Source organism: Flavobacterium sp. PLA-1-15 (assembly GCF_049060005.1).
In the GTDB taxonomy this organism is placed as follows: domain Bacteria; phylum Bacteroidota; class Bacteroidia; order Flavobacteriales; family Flavobacteriaceae; genus Flavobacterium.
In genome coordinates this window covers 1-26,100 of record NZ_JBMGQS010000028.1, presented here as the reverse complement: position 1 = coordinate 26,100, position 26,100 = coordinate 1, and the positions used below count along the sequence as shown (strand labels likewise).

The 26,100-nt window shown below is 36.1% G+C and carries 22 protein-coding genes; 15 read left to right on the top strand and 7 right to left on the bottom strand.

Features of this window, described 5'->3' with window-relative positions; translation table 11 throughout:
* Positions 1–167: 167 nt before the first annotated feature.
* The 8 genes from ACI6PS_RS13790 (at position 168) to ACI6PS_RS13755 (ending at position 11,283) form a co-directional block, all read left to right on the top strand.
* On the top strand, positions 168–797 hold the full coding sequence (locus tag ACI6PS_RS13790; protein WP_421013153.1) for a bifunctional nuclease domain-containing protein: 630 nt from the start codon (positions 168–170) through the stop codon (positions 795–797).
* Between the two features lie 74 nt (positions 798–871).
* Positions 872–1,696 (top strand): thymidylate synthase, encoded by an 825-nt coding sequence (locus ACI6PS_RS13785; RefSeq protein WP_421013152.1) that lies wholly within the window; start codon positions 872–874, stop codon positions 1,694–1,696.
* Positions 1,697–1,818: 122 nt separating this feature from the next.
* Positions 1,819–3,990, top strand: coding sequence for a S9 family peptidase (locus ACI6PS_RS13780; protein ID WP_421013151.1), 2,172 nt, complete (start codon positions 1,819–1,821; stop codon positions 3,988–3,990).
* A 2-nt stretch (positions 3,991–3,992) separates the two neighbouring features.
* Positions 3,993–5,651 carry a peptide MFS transporter gene (locus ACI6PS_RS13775; protein ID WP_421013150.1) on the top strand — a complete coding sequence of 553 codons (1,659 nt, stop codon included), beginning with the start codon at positions 3,993–3,995 and terminating at the stop codon, positions 5,649–5,651.
* A 38-nt stretch (positions 5,652–5,689) separates the two neighbouring features.
* Positions 5,690–7,216: a peptide MFS transporter gene (locus ACI6PS_RS13770; RefSeq protein WP_421013149.1), complete on the top strand. Its 1,527-nt coding sequence runs from the start codon at positions 5,690–5,692 to the stop codon at positions 7,214–7,216.
* Positions 7,217–7,300: 84 nt separating this feature from the next.
* The gene (locus ACI6PS_RS13765) at positions 7,301–8,941 is read left to right on the top strand and encodes an MFS transporter (RefSeq protein WP_421013148.1); all 1,641 of its coding nucleotides are present in this window, start codon (positions 7,301–7,303) and stop codon (positions 8,939–8,941) included.
* Between the two features lie 70 nt (positions 8,942–9,011).
* Positions 9,012–10,772 (top strand): peptide MFS transporter, encoded by a 1,761-nt coding sequence (locus ACI6PS_RS13760; RefSeq protein WP_421013147.1) that lies wholly within the window; start codon positions 9,012–9,014, stop codon positions 10,770–10,772.
* 43 nt (positions 10,773–10,815) lie between these two features.
* Positions 10,816–11,283: a thioredoxin family protein gene (locus ACI6PS_RS13755; protein WP_421013146.1), complete on the top strand. Its 468-nt coding sequence runs from the start codon at positions 10,816–10,818 to the stop codon at positions 11,281–11,283.
* 2 nt (positions 11,284–11,285) lie between these two features.
* Here ACI6PS_RS13755 and ACI6PS_RS13750 read toward each other — a convergent pair whose 3' ends face one another.
* The 5 genes from ACI6PS_RS13750 to surE all read right to left on the bottom strand — a co-directional run bounded on the left by ACI6PS_RS13750 (position 11,286) and on the right by surE (position 16,628).
* On the bottom strand, positions 11,286–13,322 hold the full coding sequence (locus tag ACI6PS_RS13750; protein WP_421013145.1) for a ComEC/Rec2 family competence protein: 2,037 nt from the start codon (positions 13,320–13,322) through the stop codon (positions 11,286–11,288).
* A 41-nt stretch (positions 13,323–13,363) separates the two neighbouring features.
* Entirely contained in the window at positions 13,364–14,053 is a 690-nt protein-coding gene (locus ACI6PS_RS13745; protein WP_421013144.1) for a C40 family peptidase, read from the bottom strand.
* A gap of 256 nt (positions 14,054–14,309) precedes the next feature.
* Entirely contained in the window at positions 14,310–15,425 is a 1,116-nt protein-coding gene (lpxB, locus tag ACI6PS_RS13740) for a lipid-A-disaccharide synthase (RefSeq protein ID WP_421013143.1), read from the bottom strand.
* A 161-nt stretch (positions 15,426–15,586) separates the two neighbouring features.
* Positions 15,587–15,859: a hypothetical protein gene (locus ACI6PS_RS13735; protein ID WP_421013142.1), complete on the bottom strand. Its 273-nt coding sequence runs from the start codon at positions 15,857–15,859 to the stop codon at positions 15,587–15,589.
* A complete protein-coding gene (gene surE / locus ACI6PS_RS13730) occupies positions 15,846–16,628 on the bottom strand; it encodes a 5'/3'-nucleotidase SurE (RefSeq protein WP_421013141.1) in 783 nt (260 codons plus the stop codon). The genes ACI6PS_RS13735 and surE overlap by 14 nt, the downstream gene beginning before the upstream one ends.
* 177 nt (positions 16,629–16,805) lie before the next feature.
* Here surE and ACI6PS_RS13725 point away from each other — a divergent pair, with 177 nt between their 5' ends.
* The gene (locus tag ACI6PS_RS13725; protein WP_421013140.1) at positions 16,806–19,043 is read left to right on the top strand and encodes a carboxy terminal-processing peptidase; all 2,238 of its coding nucleotides are present in this window, start codon (positions 16,806–16,808) and stop codon (positions 19,041–19,043) included.
* A 61-nt stretch (positions 19,044–19,104) separates the two neighbouring features.
* Here the strand turns inward: ACI6PS_RS13725 and ACI6PS_RS13720 are convergent, their stop codons facing one another.
* Positions 19,105–19,401, bottom strand: a complete 297-nt coding sequence (locus ACI6PS_RS13720; protein WP_421013139.1) for an isoamylase early set domain-containing protein — start codon at positions 19,399–19,401, stop codon at positions 19,105–19,107.
* Positions 19,402–19,642: 241 nt separating this feature from the next.
* Here ACI6PS_RS13720 and ACI6PS_RS13715 point away from each other — a divergent pair, with 241 nt between their 5' ends.
* Genes ACI6PS_RS13715 through ACI6PS_RS13700 form a run of 4 tightly spaced genes read left to right on the top strand, consistent with a single transcriptional unit; the run spans position 19,643 to position 21,952 of the window.
* On the top strand, positions 19,643–19,978 hold the full coding sequence (locus tag ACI6PS_RS13715) for a 2TM domain-containing protein (protein ID WP_421013138.1): 336 nt from the start codon (positions 19,643–19,645) through the stop codon (positions 19,976–19,978).
* Positions 19,979–19,986: 8 nt separating this feature from the next.
* On the top strand, positions 19,987–20,469 hold the full coding sequence (locus ACI6PS_RS13710; protein ID WP_421013137.1) for a dihydrofolate reductase: 483 nt from the start codon (positions 19,987–19,989) through the stop codon (positions 20,467–20,469).
* A 57-nt stretch (positions 20,470–20,526) separates the two neighbouring features.
* Entirely contained in the window at positions 20,527–21,258 is a 732-nt protein-coding gene (ubiE, locus tag ACI6PS_RS13705) for a bifunctional demethylmenaquinone methyltransferase/2-methoxy-6-polyprenyl-1,4-benzoquinol methylase UbiE (protein WP_421013136.1), read from the top strand.
* Between the two features lies 1 nt (position 21,259).
* On the top strand, positions 21,260–21,952 hold the full coding sequence (locus ACI6PS_RS13700; protein WP_421013135.1) for a porin family protein: 693 nt from the start codon (positions 21,260–21,262) through the stop codon (positions 21,950–21,952).
* Between the two features lie 2 nt (positions 21,953–21,954).
* Here ACI6PS_RS13700 and ACI6PS_RS13695 read toward each other — a convergent pair whose 3' ends face one another.
* Positions 21,955–22,683: a TrmH family RNA methyltransferase gene (locus ACI6PS_RS13695; protein ID WP_421013134.1), complete on the bottom strand. Its 729-nt coding sequence runs from the start codon at positions 22,681–22,683 to the stop codon at positions 21,955–21,957.
* A 37-nt stretch (positions 22,684–22,720) separates the two neighbouring features.
* Here ACI6PS_RS13695 and ACI6PS_RS13690 point away from each other — a divergent pair, with 37 nt between their 5' ends.
* On the top strand, positions 22,721–25,285 hold the full coding sequence (locus ACI6PS_RS13690) for a BamA/TamA family outer membrane protein (RefSeq protein WP_421013133.1): 2,565 nt from the start codon (positions 22,721–22,723) through the stop codon (positions 25,283–25,285).
* Positions 25,286–25,333: 48 nt separating this feature from the next.
* Positions 25,334–26,100: class II fructose-bisphosphate aldolase (fbaA, locus tag ACI6PS_RS13685; RefSeq protein WP_421013132.1), on the top strand; the 767-nt coding region annotated here is incomplete at its 3' end.

The window sequence follows — 26,100 nt, the reverse complement described above, 5'->3', positions numbered from 1 at the left end:
ATCCTTCCAAAGCTTTTTTATTTTTAAAGAAAAAATAAAAAAGGCTTTTCCCTCATGTCGGGGCTAGAGAGGAAAGCATTCTAATTTTTGCAATCAAATTAAACACAACACAATTTAGTGCAGACCATCTGTAATCTAAATTCTAAAATCCGAAATCTAAAATCTCTATGAGTTTAGTAAAACTAACCATAAAAGGAATTTCATACAGCCAGACACAAAACGGAGCCTATGCTCTAATTTTGAACGAAGTTGACGGCGACCGAAAACTGCCAATCGTCATTGGCGCTTTCGAAGCACAATCTATCGCCATCGCCTTAGAAAAAGAAATAAAACCGCCACGTCCTTTGACGCACGATTTGTTCAAGAACTTTGCCGACCGTTTTGATATTGTAGTAAAGCAAGTCATCATACACAAATTGGTTGACGGTGTTTTCTACTCCAGCATCATCTGCGAAAGAGACAAGATTGAGGAAATCATCGATGCACGAACTTCAGATGCCATTGCTTTGGCATTGCGTTTTGCAGCACCGATTTTTACCTATAAAAACATCTTGGATAAAGCAGGAATCTACTTAAAAGCAAATCCCCTTGAATCCGACAATCCTTCGCAGGACAACGACGACATCCTTTCGGATCCGGAAACTTTCGGGATGGAAGAAGAAACCAATCAATCGGGTGATACGTATTCAAAACACAGCTTGTCGGAACTACACGAACTACTTCAAGGTGCAGTTGAAAATGAAGATTACGAAAAAGCAGCGAAAATTAGGGATGAGATTTCGAGAAGGGAAGTATAAAATCGGTTATTTGATAATGTGCCTATTTGTTGATTCGGATAACCAAATTGACAAATAACCAAATTAACAACAAAATGAAGCAATACCACGACTTAGTAAAACACGTTTTAGAAAACGGAACACAAAAGGGAGATCGAACAGGAACGGGGACAAAAAGTGTTTTTGGTTACCAAATGCGTTTTGACCTAAGCGAAGGTTTTCCCATGGTCACGACCAAAAAATTACATTTAAAATCCATCATCTACGAATTGCTTTGGTTCTTGAAAGGTGAAACAAATATTGCGTACCTAAAAGAAAACGGAGTAAAAATCTGGGACGAATGGGCAAATGAAGAAGGCGAATTGGGTCCAGTTTACGGTCACCAGTGGAGAAACTGGAACAGCGAGGAAATAGACCAGATTACCGAATTGATTGAGACTTTAAAAACAAATCCAAACAGTCGAAGAATGCTGGTTTCCGCTTGGAATCCTTCTGTTTTGCCGGATACTACAAAATCATTTGCAGAAAATGTGGCCAACGGGAAAGTAGCTTTGCCTCCTTGCCACGCCTTCTTTCAATTTTATGTAGCCGACGGAAAATTATCCTGCCAATTGTACCAAAGAAGTGCCGACATTTTCCTGGGAGTTCCTTTCAATATTGCCTCTTATGCTTTATTGACCATGATGATTGCCCAAGTTTGCGACTTGCAACCAGGCGATTTCATCCATACTTTTGGCGATGCCCATATTTACAACAACCACTTCGAGCAATTGGAACTTCAATTGTCGCGCGAGCCAAAGCCTTTACCAAAAATGGTCCTTAACCCTAACGTAAAGAACATCTTAGACTTTACATTTGAGGATTTTACATTGGAAGGATACGACCCTCATCCACATATTAAAGGAGCTGTTGCGGTATAAGCAACGGCTCTTTTGAATTTTACGCAACAAATCAAATTTCTGTAAAAACGTTTTTAACAGTAAAGAGTATCGTTTATTGCTTTTTTTTTACTAAAATTGAACGTTTTTTTAACATACCAAAAATGAACAGCATTAAAAAGTCATTATTCTTATTTTTACTGATAAGCTTATCAGCTACAGCACAACAAAAACTTACCTTAGAAGAAATTTGGGGTGGAGCATTCCGAACCGAAGGAATGGATGAGCTTCAAGCCTTAAAAAACACCAATCAATACACCGTTTTAAACTTTGACCGAAGTTCCAGAAGCATGCAAATCGATCTGTATGATTATGCCACCTTGAAGAAAGTTTCTACTTTAATTAATACTAAAAATCATCAAGACCTTCCGATGATTGACAGTTATACCTTCAATTCTAAGGAAAATCAAATTTTATTGGCGTGCGAATCGGAACAGATTTTCCGCCATTCTTTCGTGGCTGATTATTATTTGTATGATATCGCTTCCAAGCAATTGACCAAATTATTTGATTTCAAGGTTCAGGAGCCTACTTTTTCGCCTGACGGAACTCAAATCGCTTATGCAAAAGATAATAACTTGTTTGTTTATAATCTTCAATCGAAAACTTCCAAACAGATTACTTCTGATGGAAAGAAAAACGCCATCATCAATGGTATCACGGACTGGGTTTACGAAGAGGAATTTGCTTTCGTAAGGGCTTTCGACTGGAATGCTTCAAGCGATAAAATTGCCTTTATCCGTTTCGATGAAACTGAAGTTCCAGAATTTTCAATGGACATTTACAATCAAGGGCTTTACCCAGCCCAACAGGTTTTCAAATATCCGAAAGCGGGAGAAAAAAATGCATTGGTTTCGCTTCATATTTATGATGTAAAAGCAAATACTGCAAAGCAAATCAATCTTGGGAATTACAATGATTTTTATATTCCAAGAATAAAATGGACCAACGAAGCTAACGTTTTAAGTGCCCAAGTCATCAACAGGCATCAAAATAATCTGGATTTGCTTTTTGTAGATGGAACTTCAGGAACTGCAAAAGTAATCTTGAACGAAAAAGACAAGGCTTATGTTGACATCACGGACAACCTTACTTTTTTGAAAGACAATAGTTTTATCTGGACGAGCGAAAAAGACGGTTTCAATCACATCTATCATTACGATAAATCGGGAAAATTGAAAAACCAAATCACAAAAGGAAATTGGGAAATCACCAAATATTATGGTTTGGATGAAAAATCGGGAACAATTTTCTATCAATCTGTGGAAAATGGTTCTATCAATAGAGATATTTATTCCATCAAATTAAACGGTACTGGAAAGAAAAGGCTTTCTTCTGCAACAGGAACCAACTCGGCTACTTTCAGTCCGAATTTTGACTTGTACATCAATACCTTTTCAAACGCTACAACTCCAACCCAATATTCTTTGAACGATGCTAAAACGGGTAAAGAAATGCAGTCTATTAAAAAGAATGATGGTCTATCTTTAAGATTAAAAGCATACGATTTGCCGTCAAAAGAATTCTTTGAATTGACTACCGAAAAAGGACATAAATTGAATGCTTGGATGATCAAGCCGAAGAATTTTGATGCTTCAAAAAAATACCCAGTTTTAATGTTTCAATATTCTGGTCCAGGCTCTCAAGAAGTGGCAAATGCTTGGTTGGACACCAATGATATGTGGTACATGATGCTTTCACAGCAAGGTTACATCGTAGCATGTGTGGACGGAAGAGGAACTGGCTTTAAAGGTTCAGATTTCAAAAAAGTAACTTATAAAGATTTAGGAAATTTAGAAGTTGTAGACCAAATAGACAGTGCAAAAGCGCTTGGAAAATATGCTTATGTTGACAACAGCAGAATTGGAATTTGGGGTTGGAGCTACGGCGGTTTTATGTCTTCGAACTGTATCCTGAAAGGAAATGATGTGTTTAAAATGGCAATTGCGGTTGCTCCGGTAACGAATTGGCGTTTTTATGATTCGGTTTACACCGAAAGATTCTTGCAGACTCCGGCAGAAAATGCTTCGGGATATGACGAAAATTCTCCTATCAACCATGTGAGCAAATTGAAAGGAAAATACCTTTTGATTCACGGTACTGCCGATGATAATGTACACGTTCAAAATACGATGCTAATGGTGGAAGCTTTGGTTCAAGCCAACAAGCAGTTTGATTGGGCTATTTATCCGGACAAAAACCACGGAATCTACGGTGGAAAAACCAGATTGCAATTGTATACAAAAATGACCAATTTCATTAAAGACAACTTATAATTATGTGGAAATCGCACCCTAAAGCCCTGCCCTATCTGTTCTTATCTGAAATGTGGGAACGTTTCGGCTATTACTTGATGATTGGAATTTTCACACTTTATCTAAAAGATGTTGAAGCTGGTTTTGCCATGACAGAAAAAGAAGCTTCCGATTTGTACGGAACTTTTATCGCTCTGGTTTTCCTTACGCCATTTATCGGAGGCTTGGTGGCAGATCGTTATTTAGGTTATCGAAAATCCATCGTTCTGGGTGGATTGATGATGGGTGCCGGTTATTTCCTGATGGGTGTTCATAGTTTGACTATGTTGTATGTGGCAATGACGCTTGTTATTGTTGGTAACGGATTTTTCAAGCCGAATATTTCTACGCTTTTGGGTAATTTTTACTCTACTGATAAATACAAAGATAAGAAAGACGAAGGCTACAACATTTTCTATATGGGAATCAACGTTGGGGCTTTTATCTGCAACTTCTTTGGTGCCGCATTGCAAATCCTTTTAGGTTGGCAATATGCCTTTATGGCGGCAGGAATTGGAATGTTTATTGGTGTTGTTGTATTTCTTTTAGGTACAAAACATTATACAGGTTTCGACCAAAAGAAAGGAACTCAAGAAGGCGACATGCCTTTTTATAAGATTGTACTTTTCATCTTGGTTCCATCGATTGTCTTCGGAATCATCGGATGGTTTTTAAAAGGAATACAATCCGCGACAAATCTTGATAGTGCCATTTTTGGTTCGGATAGTACCGATGCGTTTATATTTGCATGTATTCCAGTTATTTACTTTTATGCGAGTTTGTATTTCAAGGCAAAACCAGACGAAAAGCGACCTATTGGCGCCTTGCTTTCGATATTTGCAGTAGTGATTTTATTCTGGGCCGTTTTCAAACTTAATGGTTCAGCACTTACCACTTGGGCCGACAGATATACCGACAGGCAAGTTACAGGAACTACCGAAAAAGTTTTTTCTACTTTGGTACAGTCAAAAGAAATAACCTATGAAAAAGCTGAAACCGAAATGTATGACGAGCAATTTCGTTTGCAAAAAGAAAACGGCGAAGTAAAAAAGGTTATAGATTATCCTGTTTATTTCAGGAATGTTGCTCCAGAAAAACTACCGGAAGAAGGAACAAAAATCAGTATTTGGGCCACCAATTTAAGTCAATCGATAAATCCTGGATGGGTAATTATTCTAACACCACTTATTGTTGCTTTCTTTACTTATTTGAGAAGCAAGAAAAAAGAACCTTCCACTCCAACAAAAATTGCATTTGGTTTATTAATTTCGGCATTATCGGTTTTAGTGATGGTTGCCGCGGTGAATATTGGAAGCAATGGAGCCGAAAAAGTGAGTGTTTGGTGGCTTGTAGCAAACTACGGTATCATCACCATTGGAGAATTATTCCTGAGCCCGATGGGATTATCAATCGTATCGAAATTATCTCCAAAAAACATAACGGCCTTGATGATGGGTGGTTGGTTTTTATCCACTTCAATCGGAAATAAACTGAGCGGCGTCCTGGCCAGTATGTGGGACACTTATGATGATAAGGCGAACTTCTTTTGGTTCAACTTTGGACTTTTGATGTTTGCCACTTTACTGATGTTTGCATTGGTAAAAAATTTAAATAAAGTAATGCGAGAAAAAGGCATCAATTAACTGATGTAAAAAAAATAACGATTCTAAAACAAAACAAAATGGAAAACAAGTACCCGTTGTCCTCTGCAAATGGAGGTCCAACTTTAGAAGAGATTCAAAATTTTGAAGGCAAATATCCGAAGCAATTATGGTATTTGTTCTTGGTAGAAATGTGGGAACGTTTCTGTTTTTACGGAATGCGTGGTGTTTTGACTATTTTTATGGCCGACCAAATTTTAGGTTTGGCTTTATCTGACAAAGAAGCCAATTTAAAATACGGTGCCATCCAAGCTTTCGTTTATGCATTTACCTTTATCGGAGGAATTTTCGCTGATAAAATTCTAGGTTTTAAAAAATCGCTTCTTTTTGGTGGAATCGTAATGATCCTTGGAAACTTAATTATCGCCTTTTCTCCGCAGGAATTCTTCTATTTGGGAATAACATTATCGATCATTGGAACTGGTTTCTTCAAGCCAAATATTTCGTCAATGGTGGGAGAACTTTATAAAGAAGGCGATAGCAGGCGTGATGCCGGTTTCGGATTATTTTATTCTGGAATCAACATCGGAGCATTACTTGGTGGAGCCGTTTGTGTTTATTTAGGAACAAGTCCTGATTATGGTTGGAGCTATGCTTTCCTTTCTGCAGCAATTGTAATGGTTATTGGATTGATCACCTTTATTTACACAAAAAAATCATTGGGACCAATTGGAGATTCTCCTTTATTAAATTTGGAACCTACTAAGAGAACTACCCGAGAAATAGCAGTTTATGTAGGCTCGTTGCTTAGCATTCCGCTAATTTTCATGATGATTAAGAATACGGATTATACGGATTATTTCATGTATACCATCGGACCGTTAGCTGTATTGTATTTCTTATTCGAGACGTTTAAAGAAAGTGATGAAAAAGCAAGAAAGAAACTGATTGCTGCATTCGTTTTTATTCTTTTTTCTGTGATTTTTTGGGCATTTTTTGAGCAAAGCGGTGGTTCATTGGCCCTATTTGCAAAGAACAATCTTCACCATAATTTATTGTTCTTTGAAATCAATCCGAACATTGTTAACAACACTTCGAATTCATTATTTGTAATCGTTTTCAGCCCCATTGTTGGTTTGATTTGGCTGGCAATGGCGAAGAAAAAAATTGAGCCAAATACCGTAATGAAGTTTGGAATTGGATTTTTGTTTTTAGCGGCGGCCTTCTACACTTTTTATTATACTCGTTTTTTTGCAGATAGCGAAGGAATCACATCTTTGAATCTTTTCACTTTTGCCTATTTGATCATTACTTTTGGAGAATTATGTTTATCTCCAATTGGATTATCCATTATGACGAAATTATCTCCAAAGCGTCTTTCGGGAATGATGATGGGAATGTGGTTTTTAGCCAGTGCTTACGGACAATATGTAGCAGGATTACTTGGAGCTGGAATGTCTTCGCCTGACGAAAATGCAACCTTAGTGACAAAATTGCAAGGTTATACCGAAGGATACTATCAATTGGCAATCTATGCTTTGGTAGCAGGTTTACTGCTTATCATTGTTTCGCCTTTGATTAGAAAACTAATGCAAGAAGTAAAATAATTTTCAATAAAAGCAAAACATAAAAAGCGGCTCTGAGTCGCTTTTTATTGTATGCTACATTTCTCATTCAAAATACTACTCAAAATGTCAGATAATAAAACATCTTTGTTTACGACGATAAAATCATTCAATAAAAATTTCTGGATCGCCAGCTTTATGGAACTTATGGAGCGTTGGGCTTGGTACGGAATCTATACTCTTTTAGGGCTTTATTTGGTAGGATCAACCGATACCGGCGGTCTAGGTTTTGATCATATTCAAAAGGGAAACATCATGGGGAATATTGTGGGAATCCTCTACTTTCTGCCTTTAATTTTCGGAGTTATCGCAGACCGAATTGGCTATAAAATCTCATTGACTATTTCCTATATCATCATGATTTCTGGGTATTACCTGTTAGGCGAAGTAAATACTTATTGGAGTGTTTATATGGTTTTCCTTTTGGTAGCAGTTGGCGCTGCATTCTTTAAACCGGTAGCATCGGCAATTGTTGCCCGAAATACGGACGAAACCACTGGTACAATGGGCTTTGGTATTTTTTATATGATGGTAAATATTGGCGGATTTATTGGTCCGGCCATGTCATCAGGTTTGCGAACTACTTATGGCTGGAAGATCATTTTCATCCAGGCGGCAATTGTAATCGGTATCAATCTCATTGTTTTACTGCTTTTTTATAAAGAACCAAAGGTTGAAAAACCTAAAAATTCGATTGGAGAAGCAATCAAGGAATCTGTATTGGGCATTTTTGAAGCTTTGAAGGATATTCGTTTGGGTATTTTATTATTACTAATGATTGGTTTCTGGACGATGTTCAACCAATTATTCAACACGCTACCAAACTTTATAGAAGACTGGGTAAACTCAGCCGCATTAAGTAATTGGTTGAATGAAAATCTTCCTTCTTTAGGAAGTTTGTTGACCCAAGACGGACAAGTAAAACCAGAATGGTTTACAAACATTGATTCGTTGATGATCATTCTTTTCCAGATTACCATTTCATTTTTCGTAATTAAAATGCGTCACATCAATGCGGTAATTCGTGGAGCGGTGATTGCAACAATTGGTATCGGCTTGACCTTTTACTCAGGAAGTGTTTGGTTTACAATTATTGGAACCATGATTTTTGCAATTGGTGAAATGATGAGTAGTCCAACTGTATCTTCATTTATCGCCTTAATTACACCTAAAGGAAAAGAAGGATTGTACCAAGGAACATACTTTTTACCGGTAGCGGCAAGTTATTTTGTAACAAGCTTCATATCAGGTGGTTTGTATCAATCTTGGTCGGATAAATTATCGTTATTGAAAAAAGAATTGGCCGGCAGAAATATTGCAATGCCAGAAGTGGTAACCAAAGAAGAATTTATAGAAGAAGGTTCGAAAGCATTAAAAATGTCGATATCTGCCTTTGAAAAACAATTCAATCTAAAAGCCGAAACAATTGATTGGAAAATTGTTAAACAATCATTTGCAGATTTCGCAACTTCTAAAAACATCGACGTCAGCCAAATACATTTTCCATTCTCTAAAAATGAGTATTTTGCTTTAGCCGAACAAAAATTAGGAATGAGCCATTGGGACATGACCAATATGCTTTGGGAAACCTATAATCCGAACAAAATATGGCTTGTAGTCGTTGGGATTGGTATATTTTCGATCATTTCTTTAACCATTTATGACAGAATGATTATTAGACCGCTTGAGAAAAGAGCTGTAAAGTAAATACTCGCTTAGGATTAAATATTTTTTGATTATCTTTCGCATCCAAAATAATTTTTAAATTACACACTACATGACTACAGAAGCTGAAAACCCAGATTTTTTTAAATCAAAAGTTTTAGGTCACCCGTCGGGATTATTCGTATTATTTTTTACTGAAATGTGGGAACGATTTTCGTTCTACGGAATGAGAATCTTATTGATATTGTTTCTTACCGCTGCCATAACAGGAGACAATCCAGGTTGGGGTTGGAATGCTGAAAATGCAGGAGCATTATACGGAACTTATGCGATGTTGCTTTATATCACCCCTATTTTTGGAGGTATCATTGCCGACAGATACCTGGGTTATCGTTGGGCCGTTTTAATCGGATCGATTGTAATGACACTGGGACATGCAGCGATGTTTCTTGACACGCCTTTTATGCTTTACCTTGGATTGGGATTATTGGTTATTGGAACTGGTTTTTTTAAACCAAACATGACTTCTATCCTATCTGAAATGTATAAAGAATTCCCTGAAAAGAAAGATGGTGCTTACACTATTTTCTATATGGGTGTTAACGCTGGAGCCTTCTTCGGAATGATGCTTTGCGGTTATTTGGCCTCTAATTTAGGATGGCATTGGGGATTTGGCCTAGCTGGTATCTTTATGCTACTCGGTACTATCCAATTTTGGTTAGCAAAACCATTATTTGGAAATATTGGAGAAGTTCCTTCAAAAGAGAAAAGAGATGCGGCATTGGAGCAATCAAGACTTTCGACAAATCAAGAAGACAAAAGAAATCCTTTTACTCCAATCGATTATATCCTGATCGTTATTACAACTGTAATCGGATTGATTTATGCTTTTAATGATCCTTTGTCTAAGATTGGAGGTATAAACGTTTTTGATTTTAAAGTAGGAAAACTTGAGGGGCCTATTGTGATGATCCTAATCGCTTTGGGACTATTCCTAATCTTGGTTATTTCTCGACTTATCCGATATACAAAAATCGTTAGAGACCGTATGATTGCAGTAATTGTATTTGCTTTCTTTACCATTTTCTTTTGGATGTCTTTCGAACAAGCCGCTTCATCATTGGTTCTTTTTGCAAGGGATAATGTGGATAGAACTCTAGAAGGTTCGTCTTTGACAACTTTTAATATCATCAATACTTTATTGACAGTCGTTCCATTATTGATCATCAGCTGGGTTTTATTTTTACTTTGGAAACAAACTTGGAAAAAAGCTTTGTTATCAAATATTGTTTTGGTAATTACCTTTTTAGGCGTTTGGGGAATCTGTATTTGGATGCTTTACAATGAATTTACAAAAACTGCTTCGGAGATCGACCCAAGTTGGTTTTCAATCCTGAATTCTTTCTTTATCATTGCTTTTGCTTCTACAATTTCAAAACTTTGGGACAGTAAATACAATCCACCTGCAGCCGTAAAATACGGGATGGGATTAATCATCATGGCACTTGGTTTCGGATTATTAGCGTACGGTTCTTACGGAATTACTGATGGCGTAAAAGTATCCATGATCTGGTTGATTTTTGCCTATCTTTTGCATACTATTGGAGAATTATGCTTGTCACCTGTTGGATTATCTTATGTATCGAAATTGGTTCCAGCAAGAATGATTGCCTTTATGTTCGGTATGTGGTATTTGGCTATCGCAATAGGTAATAAATTAGCCGCTGTGGCCGGAGGTCAGATTGAAAACATCACCAAAGAATATTCTCTATCAACATTCTTCTTAATCTTTACGATTGTACCGATTTTAGCAGGATTGATTGTAATGGCTTTGAATCCTGTTTTGAAAAAATTAATGCACGGGATTAAATAATTTAGGCATCGTTTTTGAAAACCAATTTTTTAAAAATTTAATAATGAAAAAAACAATTCTAACCTTACTTCTAGTTCTTGGCTCGATGACCATCGAAGCACAGGAATTGACATGGCATACAGATGTAAACAAAGCCTCTGAAATTGCCATCAAAACCAAAAAACCATTATTGTTTTTCTTTACCGGAAGCGATTGGTGCGGATGGTGCATCCGTTTGCAGAAAGAGGTTTTCACCAAACCAGAATTTGCAACTTGGGCAAAGGAAAATGTAGTCTTGGTAGATCTTGATTTTCCAAGAAGAAAACAACTTTCGCCAGAATTGACCAAGCAGAACAACGAATTGCAACAAATGTTCGGCGTTCGAGGTTATCCAACAGTTTGGATGGTAACACCTACAATGGTAGACAAAAAAGTTAGTTTCGAAAAATTAGGAAGCACAGGTTATGTAGCCGGTGGTCCTGAGAAATGGTTGGCTGGAGCCAATCAAATCCTTGCTAACAAGAAGAAATAATTTTATTCAATTCTATAAAATCCCTTTTCGCCCGTTGCGTGAAAAGGGATTTTTTGTTTCTCGCAAGTTGCCTTCCATCTTGAAATATAGGTTTTAAAATTAGAAGCGTCGGCAACTATGATATCCGGTTTATGATCTTTTAGAAACCGTTCTAAATTAATCTTTGGTGATTGCGTCAAAACCACAACATCCGGATTTATATTTTTAGGATAAACAGCCGAACTGTCCATTACAAAAATCTTCTTGCTGTTGAAGTAATAAAAGTTTCCGTTCTTTTCTTTTTTGATGGTTTCAATAAAATTTGCCACAACAAAAGATTTCAAGTTTCTGTCATCATCCAAATTTTTCAAAATACTATCGTTGGCAAAAACTTTCAATTCTTGTCCATTCCGTTCAACAAAAATGGAACTTTTTCGAGAATGAAAGACAAGCATCTCTTGAGGTGTTTCGCTATAATACTTAGTCGCAAGAAGTGAAATTTGAAAAACAATCAAAGCCAATAATGAAAACACCAATCGCTTAAAAGTTCTTTTCTCGAACCAAAGAATTAGCATTGCGATTACTCCATAGAGTGATATTTCCATATAGATATTAAACGGAATGTCTCGCAAGACAAAACTTTCAAACGAAGCAATCCAACCAATAATCCAGTTGAGTCCAAAAATGCTATACTCCAATGGCTTTATTAATATCACAGTAACAGTTCCAAACAACGCCAAAATCATTACCAAAACACCCAAAGCCATAATGACTCCCAATGCTGGTAGAATGATGAGATTGGTAATAAAAAACAATCCTGGGAATTGGTGGAAATAATAAATACTCAAAGGGAGCGTTCCGATTTGTGCGGCAAAAGAAACCGTAATAATGTCCCACAAGTATTTGCAAATTTTATTCTCCGGTTTCGAAATTTCTCCTAAAACCGGTTGCAACCAAAGAATAAAAAACAAGGCCAAATAGCTCAATTGAAATCCGACATCAAACAAAAAGGAAGGTTCGAAAATTAAAATCAGCAACATCGAAACGATCAGAGTATGAAAGTTATTCGTTTTTCTTTTCAGATGCATTCCGATTGCCACAAATGAAAACATTGTAACCGATCTTACAATTGATGGTGATAATCCAGCTATTACTGCAAAAGCCCAAAGACAGATTATGATTGTTAGAAGCTTTGTAAGATTTCCAACTCTTGTTTTAGGAACTCTTCCCAACAAGAAATTTAAAAAAAGTAGAATATACCCAACGTGCAATCCGGAAACAGACAAAATATGAATCGCACCCGCATATTGATAATCCAACATTACCTCAGGAGAAATGTCTTGCTGTTGTCCTAAAATCAAAGCATTGACAACATTGAGTTCCTTTTCGTTAAAACCGCTTTTCTTCAGATTTTCAATAATAGTATTTCTGAATTTAGCTGAATAAAACCAAATGTCTTTCGTAACCTCATCGCTGACTTTTATATCTTGAACATCTACATAAACCTGCGAGAGAATCGATTTGTTTTCAAGGTATTTCCCATAATCAAACTGGTCTGGATTATAAGGTGGCTTGTGTTTTAAAATATTTTCCTTAAGCAACACGTTCGAACCAATTTCTAAATTGTGTTTCAAACTACTTTTTCGGATGTTCAATAATATCTTACCATCGGTTTTTATGCCATCAATAAAATTTACCGACGCAACATATCGTTCATTATAGGATGTAGTTTTTAATTTTTCTCGAAGTGTAATGGAAATAGTATGTTCCTCATCTGACCCTTCAATCAAATGAATGTAATTATCCTTATCGAAATAATCATTATGGACAACCAAAGTGGCACTTCCTATTGAAAAAGAAAGCAAATAGGTCGCAATGGCAAAGTAAATTTTCTGGTTTATTTTCTTGATCGAAAATAGGTAGGAAAGAATAAAAGACACGAAAACTATACCTACAATTATAAAAACACTTGACAGGTCAGGTTTTAAATAATAGGCAGATAAAATTCCAGCTATAAAGAGAAGTGAAATTCGAGCTAAAGGAAATTGTAGTACTTTCATTCATCTAAAATAACAATTTATTTTAGATGTGTGATATTAATCTACAAAACTCTGTTGATCTGAACGAAAGTTTTCTTGTAATAAGGCTCGTTCATGGAAGAAATTACAACTCCTTGCGAAGTAGAAGAATGAATAAATTTAATTTCATTATCATCTGTAATTTCACTAATAATACCAACGTGGCTGATGCCTCTTCGGGAAGTTTTAAAGAAAATCAAATCGCCTTTTTTAGCATCTTTACCATCTATTTTTTCTCCAACAGTCGCCATTTCGTGTGAACTTCTAGGCAACTTCAAATCAAAGATATCAAAAACAGCCGTTACCATTCCAGAGCAATCCATTCCGGCAGTAGTCGTTCCGCCACCGCGGTATCTCACTCCAAGAAATTGCATAGCATTGTTAATCATCTGCATAGCAAGATAATTTTCTGGAGGAGAAATCAGCAATTCTTTGTCGTCTGCATCGCTCTTGTCAATCGAATATTTCTTCGGTTTTGGAGTGCCTTTTGCAACTTTAATTTCAGGCTGTTTCACATCCTGATAAGCAACAGCATTCTCTGTTTTTTTAGAAACTGTATTGGTAGTTGCTACAGCATCTTTCTTTTTTTCTTGTGGTTTTTGATAAACTCCTTTTTTTACCGCTTCTTTTTTTGATGTAATAATTTGTCCGAAACTAAATGTAGTCATCGTCAACAAAACAGCCGTTAGAAAGAGATTTTTTGAATTTATCATATTTTATTTTTTATTTTTCAAGCAATACCAAATGGCCATCACTATTAGATTTATTGAAATAAAATTCCGAAAGAATTTACTGGATGGTAATAACGCAGAAACAGCGATATTTATTTTCAAGATTGTAAAACTAATAAAAAAAACGCTCAAAGCATAAACTTTAAACGTTATTTTTTTGTTAGCAAAATTTTTAAATCGCTTAAAAAATATCTTTAAACCATTGTATTAAAATCAATTATAAATAAAAAAACTAAAATTAGCGCCTAACATTATTAACAATCATTTTACCTGTCTTCGCACTCGCACCAACACCTCCGAGCTTTTCTTCAAGAGCATCATATTGCTCTAAAAGTTGCTTTCTATGATTCGGTTCAAGTAATTTTTCCAATTCTTTCTTGATATTTTTCGGATTGCATTCGCCCTGAATCAATTCGGTCACGACTTCTTTATCCATAATCAAATTGACCAATGAAATATATTTTAACGTAATAATTCTCTTCGCAATCTGATACGAAGCCCAACTTCCTTTGTAGCAAACCACCTCAGGCACTTTAAAAAGCGCCGTTTCCAAAGTTGCTGTCCCGGAAGTCACCAATGCACAATGCGAAACGCTCAACAAATCATAGGTTTTATTGGCTATAAAACGCACATTTTCATCCTTCAAAAATTGACTGTAAAAAGAATATTCCTGGCTCGGAGCTCCGGCAATCACGAATTGATAATCTGGGAAATCCTTGACAACACTCAACATCAGCGAAAGCATTTTCGAAATTTCCTGTTTTCTGCTTCCGGGAAGCAACGCAATAATCGGCTTTTCGTCCAGATTGTTTTCAGCTCTAAAAGTCGCATCATCCATTGGAGTTCTATTGTGAATTGCATCAATCAAAGGATGCCCCACAAATTCAACTGGAAAACCGTGTTTCTTCTCATAGAAATCCTTCTCAAAAGGCAAAATCACATACAATTTATCAAAATCGCGCTTGATGTCCTTGATCCTGTTTTCCTTCCAAGCCCAAATCTGAGGTGAGATATAATAATGCGTCTTAATGCCCTTTTCCTTTGCCCATTTTGCAATCCGCATATTAAACCCCGGATAATCAATAAAAATAATCACATCGGGATTAAAATTTTCAATATCCTTCTTGCAGAATTTAATATTGTTCAGAATCGTTTTCAGATTGAAAATCACCTCAACAAAACCCATAAAAGCAAGTTCTCGGTAATGTTTCACCAAAGTTCCGCCCGCCTTTTGCATCAAATCGCCTCCCCAAAACCGAATTTCAGCCTGAGAATCCTCCTTGTACAATGCTTTCATCAAATTCGAACCATGCAAATCGCCCGAAGCCTCACCTGCAATAATATAATATTTCATCTTTTTAATTTATTTAGGAGCAAATCTTTAGGCATTTACTCCAAACCGTATTCCTGCTTTCCGTTACAATAATTTCCTTTTTAAAGAAAAAAGAAAATTATTTTCTCTTCAATCAGGGCTAGAAAAACAAACTTTAGACACTTTTTAATCTTCTTGATCAACTAGACGATTAATGTAACAACCGTCAGAATAATTGTAGCCAGAACCACACCTCTTGCCATCAATTCCTTGTTTAATTTCAATAAGAAAAAAAATACAAGTATATTCAAAATCGCTCCCAAAGTGATCAATTTCCCCAACTTGCCTTCGCTTTTTATCGTCGAAATGCCTGTTGTAAATTCATAGTCCGTAAACAGCTCAATAAAAAGGAAAACCCCAATAAAGGAAGCCAGGATTCCGATTAGGAAACCATAAAACAAATCAATTTTTTTCATTTAATTTCCAAGTATTTAATGTTTGAATCGCATGATGGGCCGTCAAATCAAATTGTACGGGAACCACCGATATATAACCATTTTCCAATGCAAATTCATCCGTGTCTTCGCCTTTGTCCTGATTTATAAATTCGCCTGTAAGCCAATAATAATCCTTGCCTTGCGGTGTTTTCCGCTTATCAAATTTTTCCTGCCACATCGCTTTCGCCTGACGGCAAATTTTTATACCTTTAATTTCCTTTTCCTTCAATTTCGGAATGTTCACATTCAAAATTACACCTTCGGGCAAGCCATTCTCCAAAACCTCCAAGGCAATCTTTTTAATAAACTTCTTGGCCGAATCAAAATCGGCATTCCAATCATAATCCAGTAACGAAAATCCAATTGCTGGAATGCCTTCAATCCCAGCTTCTACCGCTGCACTCATTGTTCCAGAATAAATTACATTAATAGAAGAATTCGATCCGTGATTGATTCCGGAAACACACAAATCAGGTTTTCTTTCCAAAACTTCATTTACCGCAAATTTTACGCAATCAACTGGCGTTCCAGAACAACTGTATTCTAAAAAAGGCGCTTTATCATCTGAAATCTTATTCAAATATAGCGTGTTGTTTATGGTTATGGCATGTCCAGTTGCACTCTGTGGCTTATCGGGAGCAACCACGACTATTTCTCCAATTTCCTGCATCACATCAATCAATGCTCTGATTCCCGGAGCCGTAATTCCGTCGTCGTTGGTGACTAAAATTAAAGGTTTTTTCTTCATTTTTAAGATAACTTTCTAGAACTGATGATTCCCAATTCTATGTAAAATTTTAGGCTAAAATAAGCATTTTTAATAGGAAGTTAGTACTTTAGCATCTTTAACAAAAAATTATATACACATCAAAATTAGTGGCACAGTTTTTCCTTAATTTAGATGAAAATTAGATTTAAAAAATTGATGAATGCAATTTGGAGCTTTATGAAAAGAAATTATAAAATTATAGGAGTTGTTGCCGTATTGTCAATTGCTCTATTGAGCTTTTTTCCATTGAAAGAGAAAAGCGACCCGGAAAAAGACAAGATGCTTATAGAATTGCTTACATTCATTGTTGAAAAAGGACATTTTGACCCGAAAGACATTGATGATAATTTTTCGAAAAGTGTTTATAAGCAATATGTACTTGGATTAGACCCATCAAAAAGGATTTTTCTACAATCGGATATTGATGAATTTGCCAAATATGAAACGCAGTTGGACGATCAGATTAAAAGCAAGGATCTATCGTTTTTCAACCTGACGTATGAGCGTTTGATGGAAAGAACGAAAGAAAGCGAAGCTTTTTACAAAGACATTCTAGACAAGCCTTTCGATTATAAAATTGATGAAGAAATCAATACTGATTATGAAAAAGTTCCATACGCTTCAACTAAAGCGGAACTTAAAGACAGATGGCGCAAGCAAATCAAGCTTTCGACTTTATCTTCATTGAATGACAAATTGAAATACGAAGAAGATAAGAAAAATGGCGTTTTCAATAAAGACAACGACTCATTGTCGCTATCTGAAAAGAAAAAAGCTGAAAAAGCGAAGAAAGACAAAGAAGGTCCTAAAAGCTATGAAGAATTAGAAAAAGAAACACGCGAAAGTTCGTTGAAATCTTTGAATGAACTGTATAGTTTCATGAAAGATTTAAACCGTGATGATTATTTTGCGATTTACTTAAATGCTATTGCAGAAGGCTTTGACCCTCATACCAATTATATGGCTCCTGACGACAAGGAAAAATTTGACGTAAGCATGAGCGGAAAATTCTTCGGAATTGGAGCCCGTCTTCAAAAGAAAAATGATTTCACTGAAATTACTGAATTGATTTCTGGTGGTCCGGCTTGGAGAGGAAAAGAATTGGAAGCGGGTGATGTGGTGATGAAAGTTGCGCAAGGAGATGCTGAACCTGTTGACATTGTTGGGATGCGTCTTGATGATGTAGTGAAGAAAATCAAAGGACCAAAAGACACAGAGGTTCGCTTGACGGTAAAAAAATCAGACGGAACTATAAAGGTGATTTCTATCATCCGTGATGAAGTTGAAATCGAGGAAACGTATGCCAAATCAAGTGTAGTAGAAAAAGACGGAAAGAAATACGGAGTGATTTATCTACCGAAATTTTACATCAATTTTGAAAATAAAGACGATAGAGATGCTGCAAAAGATGTAGCTCTTGAAGTGGAAAGACTTAAACAAGAAGGCGTTCAAGGAATTGTGATGGATGTTCGCGACAATGGTGGCGGTTCTTTAAAAACAGTTGTAGATATCGCAGGATTATTTATCAAGGAAGGTCCTATCGTACAAGTTAAAACAACAGGAAAAAACAAGGAAGTACTGTGGGATAAAGACAGTAGAATCCAATGGGATGGTCCGCTTGTGGTGATGATCAATAACTTCTCAGCTTCGGCTTCGGAGATTTTGGCAGCAGCTATTCAGGATTATAAAAGAGGTGTTATCATTGGAAGCAAGCATTCTTATGGAAAAGGAACTGTTCAAAACGTATATGGCTTGAACGATTTTATCAGAAATAGTTCCGTAGGAAATCTTGGTGCCTTGAAAACGACAACTCAAAAGTTTTACAGAATCGATGGAGGTTCGACACAATTAAAAGGTGTGAGCAGCGATGTTAACATGCCAGACCGTTTTTCACACATTGAAATCGGAGAGAGAGATTTAGAAAATGCTATGCCTTGGGACAAAATTGATCCTGCAAAGTATGAGCCTTGGAAAATTGAAAACTACGATGCCGTAATTGCCAACAGCAAGAAAAGATTACAACAAAATGCGCAATTTCAATTGATTGACGAAAATGCAAAATGGATCAGCAAGCGTCGTGATGAAAATGTTTACAGCTTGCAACTCGACAAGTTCAAGCAAGAGCAGGAAAATTTAGATGCTGAAGCGAAGAAATACAAACCAATTTCTGATTATAAGAACAAACTCGTATTCAAATCATTGCCAAACGAAATGGCGTTGATGGAAAAAGACAGTTTGTTTAAGGAAAAGAGAGTTCGTTGGCACGAAAGCTTGTCCAAAGATGTTTATGTTGAAGAAGCATTGAATGTTTTGAGTGATATGCAATCTAAAAATGTTGTAAAATCTAAATTGCCTTCAAAAACTAAAAAAGGAAAATTGGTAGGTTCGCTATAAGAACATTTGAAAATAAGAAATCCGCTTTTGGCGGATTTCTTATTTATAGAGAGAAGTAAAATTACACTTCCAATACACTATTTTCTGCACCTGCAAAATCATTCCATTTGAATGAATCGGCTTCTGGTTCGTTTACAAAAGCGCCATCAATTACATATTTAAACTCATAAGAAGCATCTTTTTCTACATCAAAAACACCTTTGAATACACCTGCTTTTGATTTTTTCAACTCCCCTTCTTTTGGATCCCAATTATTAAAATCACCAATAACTACAGCCGTTGTTGCTTCTTTGGCATCTACTGAAAAGGTAACTTTACAAACAGGTTTTGTCTTTACAAATTGTTTCTTTATTGCCATAACTAATTAATTTTTAATATTATAAAACAAAGAAAACATATTCAATTGAAATAAAAGCAATGCCAATAAAGTTTTAGCATAATGATAATGAGGTGAGCCATTCAGGCCTATATTCCTAATTTTTAACCTCTTAAAATAAACATCTTTAAAAAGAAATCGTTTGCCTGCTAAAGAATCTTCAATCAAATAATTCTCATTTTTGAAAATAAATTTTATCTTTAAGTGCTAAATAAACCAAAAAATGGAAAAAGAACAACAAGAACTCTATGAATATGCGCGAAAAAGAATAAAGCAGAAAAAAAATCTTTATTATCATTTCGTGTTTTTTTTGATTGGCAGTTTGTTTATGTTTGTTGCCAACGAATTGCTTGAATTTGGCATGCCCAATATATGGTATCCATGGGCCATAACGGTTTGGTTTTTTCTTTTGATCCTTCATTTTATCAAAGTCTACATCACCGACAGGTTTATGAACAAGAATTGGGAAAGGGAACAGATCGAACGCCTTGTAAACCGTCAGGAAAGAAAACTACAGCAATTACGTTCAAAAATTGACGAACAAGAACCAAAACAATAACTACCAAAATGACAATAATGATTGCGGCTGTGGCCGAAAACAATGCCCTAGGAAAAGACAATGAAATGATTTGGCACTTACCTGATGATTTTAAACGCTTCAAGCAACTTACCACAGGACATCATATCATAATGGGCAGAAAGACATTTGAAAGTTTGCCAAAACTTTTACCGAATAGAACCCATATAATTATTACCCGCCAGCAAGATTATAATCCAGAGCATTGCATTGTGGTGGACAGTTTGCAAATGGCAATTGAAAGAGTACCTGAAGGCGAAGACGTTTATATTATTGGCGGTGGCGAGATCTACAACTTAGGACTTCCATTTGCTGATAAAATTGAACTTACAAAAGTTCATTCTGAGTTTGAAGCAGATGCTTTTTTTCCAGAAATCAATCCTGAGGAATGGGAATTGGCTAATGAGGAATTTCATCCAAAAGATGAAAAACACAACTACGATTTTACTTTTCAAACTTTTACACGAAAGTAAAAGATTCCGATTTTCAAATTGACTAATTAGCGTTACCTTTGCTAAAATTTTAAAAAAATGTCTAAAAGCGTTACTCCATATAAAGATTCTGATTTAGGAAAAAAAGAACAGGTTGCCCAAATGTTTGACACCATTTCTGGTAATTACGACGGGCTGAACAGGGTTATTTCTTTTGGAATCGATATCAAATGGCGTAAAAAAGTATTGAAGATGGTTTCTGATAAAAATCCGGAAATGATTCTTGATATTGCAACTGGAACTGGAGACCTTGCCATCTTAATGACCCACACAAAGGCAAAAAAAATAATCGGTCTTGACATTTCTGCAGGAATGCTGGAAGTTGGACGAAAAAAGATTGAACAAAAAAAACTATCCGAAAGAATAGAAATGGTTTTAGGTGATTCTGAAAACATTCCTTATGATGACAATACTTTCGATGCTATTACAGTAGGTTTTGGCGTTCGTAATTTTGAAAATCTAGAAAAAGGATTTTCCGAAATCTTAAGGGTCTTGAAACCGAATGGCATTTTTGTGATCCTTGAAACATCGGTTCCAACAAAAACGCCTTACAAGCAAGGGTATAAATTTTATTCAAAATACATCCTTCCGCTCATCGGAAAAATATTCTCTAAAGACGATTCAGCCTATCAATATTTATCAGATTCTGCTTCCGTATTTCCTTATGGCGAAGCGTTAAACAATATTTTACGCAAAATTGGGTTTATAGAAGTTAAGGCGCTTCCGCAAACTATGGGAGTGGCTACCATTTATTCAGCTTCTAAAAAATAATATGAAAAGATTTCTTCTGTTAATTTTACTAATATTCTCCCTAAATTGTAGTGCACAATTGTTTGGCAGGGATCCAATAATCAACCTTGAAAACTTTGACAAACAAAGGGTTTCCTGGGGATATTATCTTGGTTTTAACTACTACGATTTCAAGTTTGAATATGAAAATATTGATAAAGACATCTTGGTAGAAAGCACAGTTGGATTTAACGTTGGTTTGATTGGAAATCTGCGTTTGAATGAATATTTTGACGTTCGGTTTGAGCCTGGTTTGAGCTTTAATCAGCGGAATCTCTCTTTCCCTAATTTTGCTGTTGAAGCTGATGGCTTACGCGAAGTGAAATCGACTTATATCCACTTTCCACTTCTTGTTAAATTTTCTTCGGCAAGGACCGGAAACATAAAGCCTTTTCTAGTAGCGGGTGTTTCTACAGCTTTGAACCTCTCAAGCAATGTAAATTCAAAAGAAGACAATTCCAGCAATGTTTTCAGAATGGCAAAATGGACTAACTTTTATGAAGTTGGCCTTGGAATTGACTTATATTTAGAATATTTTAAATTCACGCCATCCCTTAGAGGTGTTTTCAGCTTTAACGATGAATTGATTCGCGATGAGGATCCAAACAGCCCTTGGACAGGAAATGTTGGAAGCATGAAAACGAGAGGTGTATTCTTGAATTTTACTTTTCAATAAAATCAATTATTCCGGCAAAATTCACTCAGGATTATTGCTGTTGCGGTCGCTACATTTAAACTTTCCGTTTGTTGCAGATTTCCAAATCTAGGAATCGTCAGCCTATTTTTTATGCTTTGCTCTATTGACGTAGAAATTCCGTTTGCCTCATTTCCCATAATAACAATTCCTTCTTTTGGCAAATTGGCTTTATAGATGTTCTCACCATCCATGAAAGTACCAAAAATAGGAAGTTTTGTTTTTCCTATGTAAGCATTCAAATCAAGATACGTAACATTTACCCTTGCAACGGAACCCATAGTGGCCTGAATAACTTTGGGATTGTAGATGTCCACAGTTTGTTCAGAACAGATAACTTGCTCAACTCCAAACCAGTCACATAATCGCAGGATAGTTCCAAGATTTCCCGGATCGCGAATATCATCCAAGGCGATTATCAATCCCTTTTCAAGAATAGGTTTAGTTTCTGGAATTTTAAAAACAGCAAGGCAGTTGTTTGGCACAGTTAATGCGCTGATTTTCTTCAAATCATTTTCCCCTATCAGATTGAATTTGTCTTTTGAAATTGCTGGAAACAATTGCTCGGTGGCATAAATATTTTCTAATTCAAAGTTAGAATGCAACAGTTCATTTATGACCTTTATTCCTTCGGCAATAAATAAATTATTCGCCTGACGAAATTTTTTTTGATGTAAACTGGTTATAAGCTTTATTTGGTTTTTACTAACCATAGAAATAATGTACTTTTGAATTAAATTTCCGAATCACTTGAGAAAGACTGTTGCAAAAATATCACTATTTATTCTAATAGGAATAATAATTTCGGCTTGCGATGCTGTGAAGAGGGTTCCCGACGGAAAATACCTGCTCAAAAAAAACAATATTACAGTTGATGGCAAGAAGGAGAAAAGCGAAACCATTTCCAATTTATTGTATCAACAGCCTAACAGTACTATTTTAGGTTATCCTTTCCGATTGAATTTATACAACATTGCCAAGAAAAATCCAGACTCCTCATACAAAGCAATGTTTTTAAATGATCCGGAGAAATTAGCGCGCCAAACCAAGCTTTTCTCAGCCAAGCAAGTACAGCGTAAAGGACAATCTTTCTTTTACTCTGGCATTCATAGCTTTTTAAAGAAAACTGGTGAAGCGCCTGTAATTGTTGATGCCGCTCGTGCAGAAAAATCACTTATACGGATAAAATCGCATTACTTTAATAATGGTTATTTTAATGCTAAAGCCTCTTACACAGTTGATACTCTATCTAAAAAAAGAGCCAAAATCAATTATATAATTACAAAAGGAGAGGTACATAAAATTGACTCCCTATCCACCCGAATAGCATCTCCTGAATTGGATTCGTTATATAACAAGAACAAAAACCTATCCGCTTTAAAATCAGGAGATATTTTCAAATCGGAAAATTTTGATCTTGAAAGAGAACGGATTACAACCAATTTCAGAAATAATGGCGCTTTCTATTTCCAACAAAGCAACATTAATTTTGACATTGATACAGTAGACACAGGCGATAAAACCAATATCAAAATGATTATCGACGATCAGGTTTTGAGAATTGGTGATTCTACAGTTACACGACCATTTAAATTATACAATGTAAGCGAAGTAAACATCTATACAGATGCTCCTTTGAATAAATCTGAAGCAAAAGTTACCGACTCTGTAACCTACAAAGGATACAACCTATACAGCTATAATAAATTAAAATACCGTCCGAAGGCAATTACAGATGCTGTTTTTATTGCTCCGGACGCCAAATATTCAGACATTAGAACCAGTGTTACAAGTCGATATTTGAGTAATTTGAAGGTTTTCAACTCTCCCGCCATTCAATACAAATTGGATCCGAGAGACAGCTTGAATAATTCGCTTATAGCCAATATTTATCTGACACCCCGAAAAAAATACAGCTTTGGAGCTTCGCTGGATTTTACGCATTCCAACATTCAGGACTTTGGTATTTCCGCCACAACATCAGTAACCATAAGAAATGTTTTTAACGGAGCAGAAACGCTTGATGTAGCGTTAAGAGGAAACATTGGCTCTTCCCGAGATTTTGCCAATCCGAATAATTTGTTTTTTAATGTTTCGGAATATGGTATTGATACCAAGTTGAGCTTCCCAAGAATCTTATTGCCATTTAATACAGAACGACTTATTCCTAAAAGTACCATTCCTTCTACCAGTATTTCGCTTGGTTTTGCAAAACAACAAAATATTGGATTGGATAAGGAGAATTTTACAGGTGCTATGACTTATAATTGGAGTCCAAGGAAAAATGGCGCCCGACATGAACATCGATTTGATCTTTTTAATGTTCAATATGTAAACAACATCAACATTGGAAATTATTTCAATGTATATAAATCTTCATATAATGCGCTGAATGATTTGGCGCAAACCTACAATACCAATCCCAATAATATTAATGGCGATGGAAACCTGATTATTCCCGAAGGTGCTGATGGGTTTATTGCAGAAGTATTAGGAAATGCTACAACATTGCGTCCCGGGGATGGAGACTTCAGGAGAATAAACACTATCAGCGAACGAAAAAACAGGCTTTCGGAAAACAATTTCATTCTTGCTTCCAGCTATACGTTTTCTAAGACTACCAAAACCAATTTGACTGACAACAATTTCTATGTTTTTAAAACCAAAGTGGAATCGGCTGGAAATGTACTCTCTCTTTTTGGAACAGCAGCCGAAACGATTAACGAACAAAACAACAAGAAGACAATTTTTGACTTAGAATATTCCCAGTATATTAAAACTGAATTAGAATATGTAAAGCATTGGGATTTATCAAAAGAAAGAGTTTTTGCAATAAGATCTTTTTTTGGTATTGCAATTCCGTATGGAAATTCTACCAACGTTCCGTTTTCACGAAGTTATTTTGCAGGAGGCTCCAACGACATTCGTGCTTGGCAACCTTACAGTTTAGGTCCCGGAAGCAGTGGTGCTGTAAACGATTTTAATGAAGCCAATTTAAAAATTACAACCAGTGCCGAATTGCGTTTTCCTATTTTTAACAGTCTTAAAGGCGCACTTTTTGTAGATGCGGGAAACATTTGGAACGTTCTGGACGATGTAGAAGACGAGCCATCTGTATTTGAAGGAATACGTTCGCTTGAAGACATTGCAGTTGGTTCTGGTTTTGGATTCAGATATGATTTGAGCTTTTTTGTCATAAGACTCGATCTTGCCTTCAAAACCTACATCCCTTCTGACGATTCGGCAAAGAAATGGTTCAGGGATTACAACTTTGGCAACTCTGTTTTAAATATTGGTATAAATTATCCTTTCTAAAACTATAATTCTTACTTTTGTAGACTTAACTAAAAAATTAAAAACACAATGGCTCACAATATCAAACCCGGAGTTGCAACTGGCGATCAAGTTCAGGAAATTTTTAGATATGCTAAGGAAAAAGGCTTTGCGCTTCCTGCTGTAAACGTAACTGGGTCTAGCACTATCAACGGTGTTTTGGAAACTGCGGCAAAATTGAACGCCCCGGTTATCATTCAGTTTTCGAATGGTGGTGCACAATTTAATGCAGGAAAAGGTCTTTCTAACGCTAATGAAAAATCGGCTATTGCTGGCGGTATTGCTGGAGCAAAACACATTCATACTTTGGCGGAAGCCTACGGAGCAACTGTAATCCTTCATACTGACCACTGCGCCAAAAAATTATTGCCTTGGATCGACGGATTGCTTGATGCATCTGAAAAACATTTTGCGGAAACAGGAAAACCTTTGTTTTCTTCTCACATGATTGACCTTTCTGAGGAGCCAATCGAAGAGAATATCGAAATCTGCAAGACTTATTTGGAAAGAATGAGCAAGATGGGAATGACACTTGAAATCGAACTTGGAATTACAGGTGGTGAGGAAGATGGTGTTGACAATTCTGACGTTGACAGCTCAAAATTATACACGCAGCCAGAAGAGGTAGCCTATGCTTATGAAGAACTTTCAAAAGTGAGCCCTCGTTTCACAATTGCGGCTGCTTTTGGAAACGTTCACGGTGTGTACAAACCAGGAAACGTGAAATTGACTCCAAAAATCCTTAAGAATTCACAAGATTATGTTCAGAATAAATTCAATACCGGACATAACCCTGT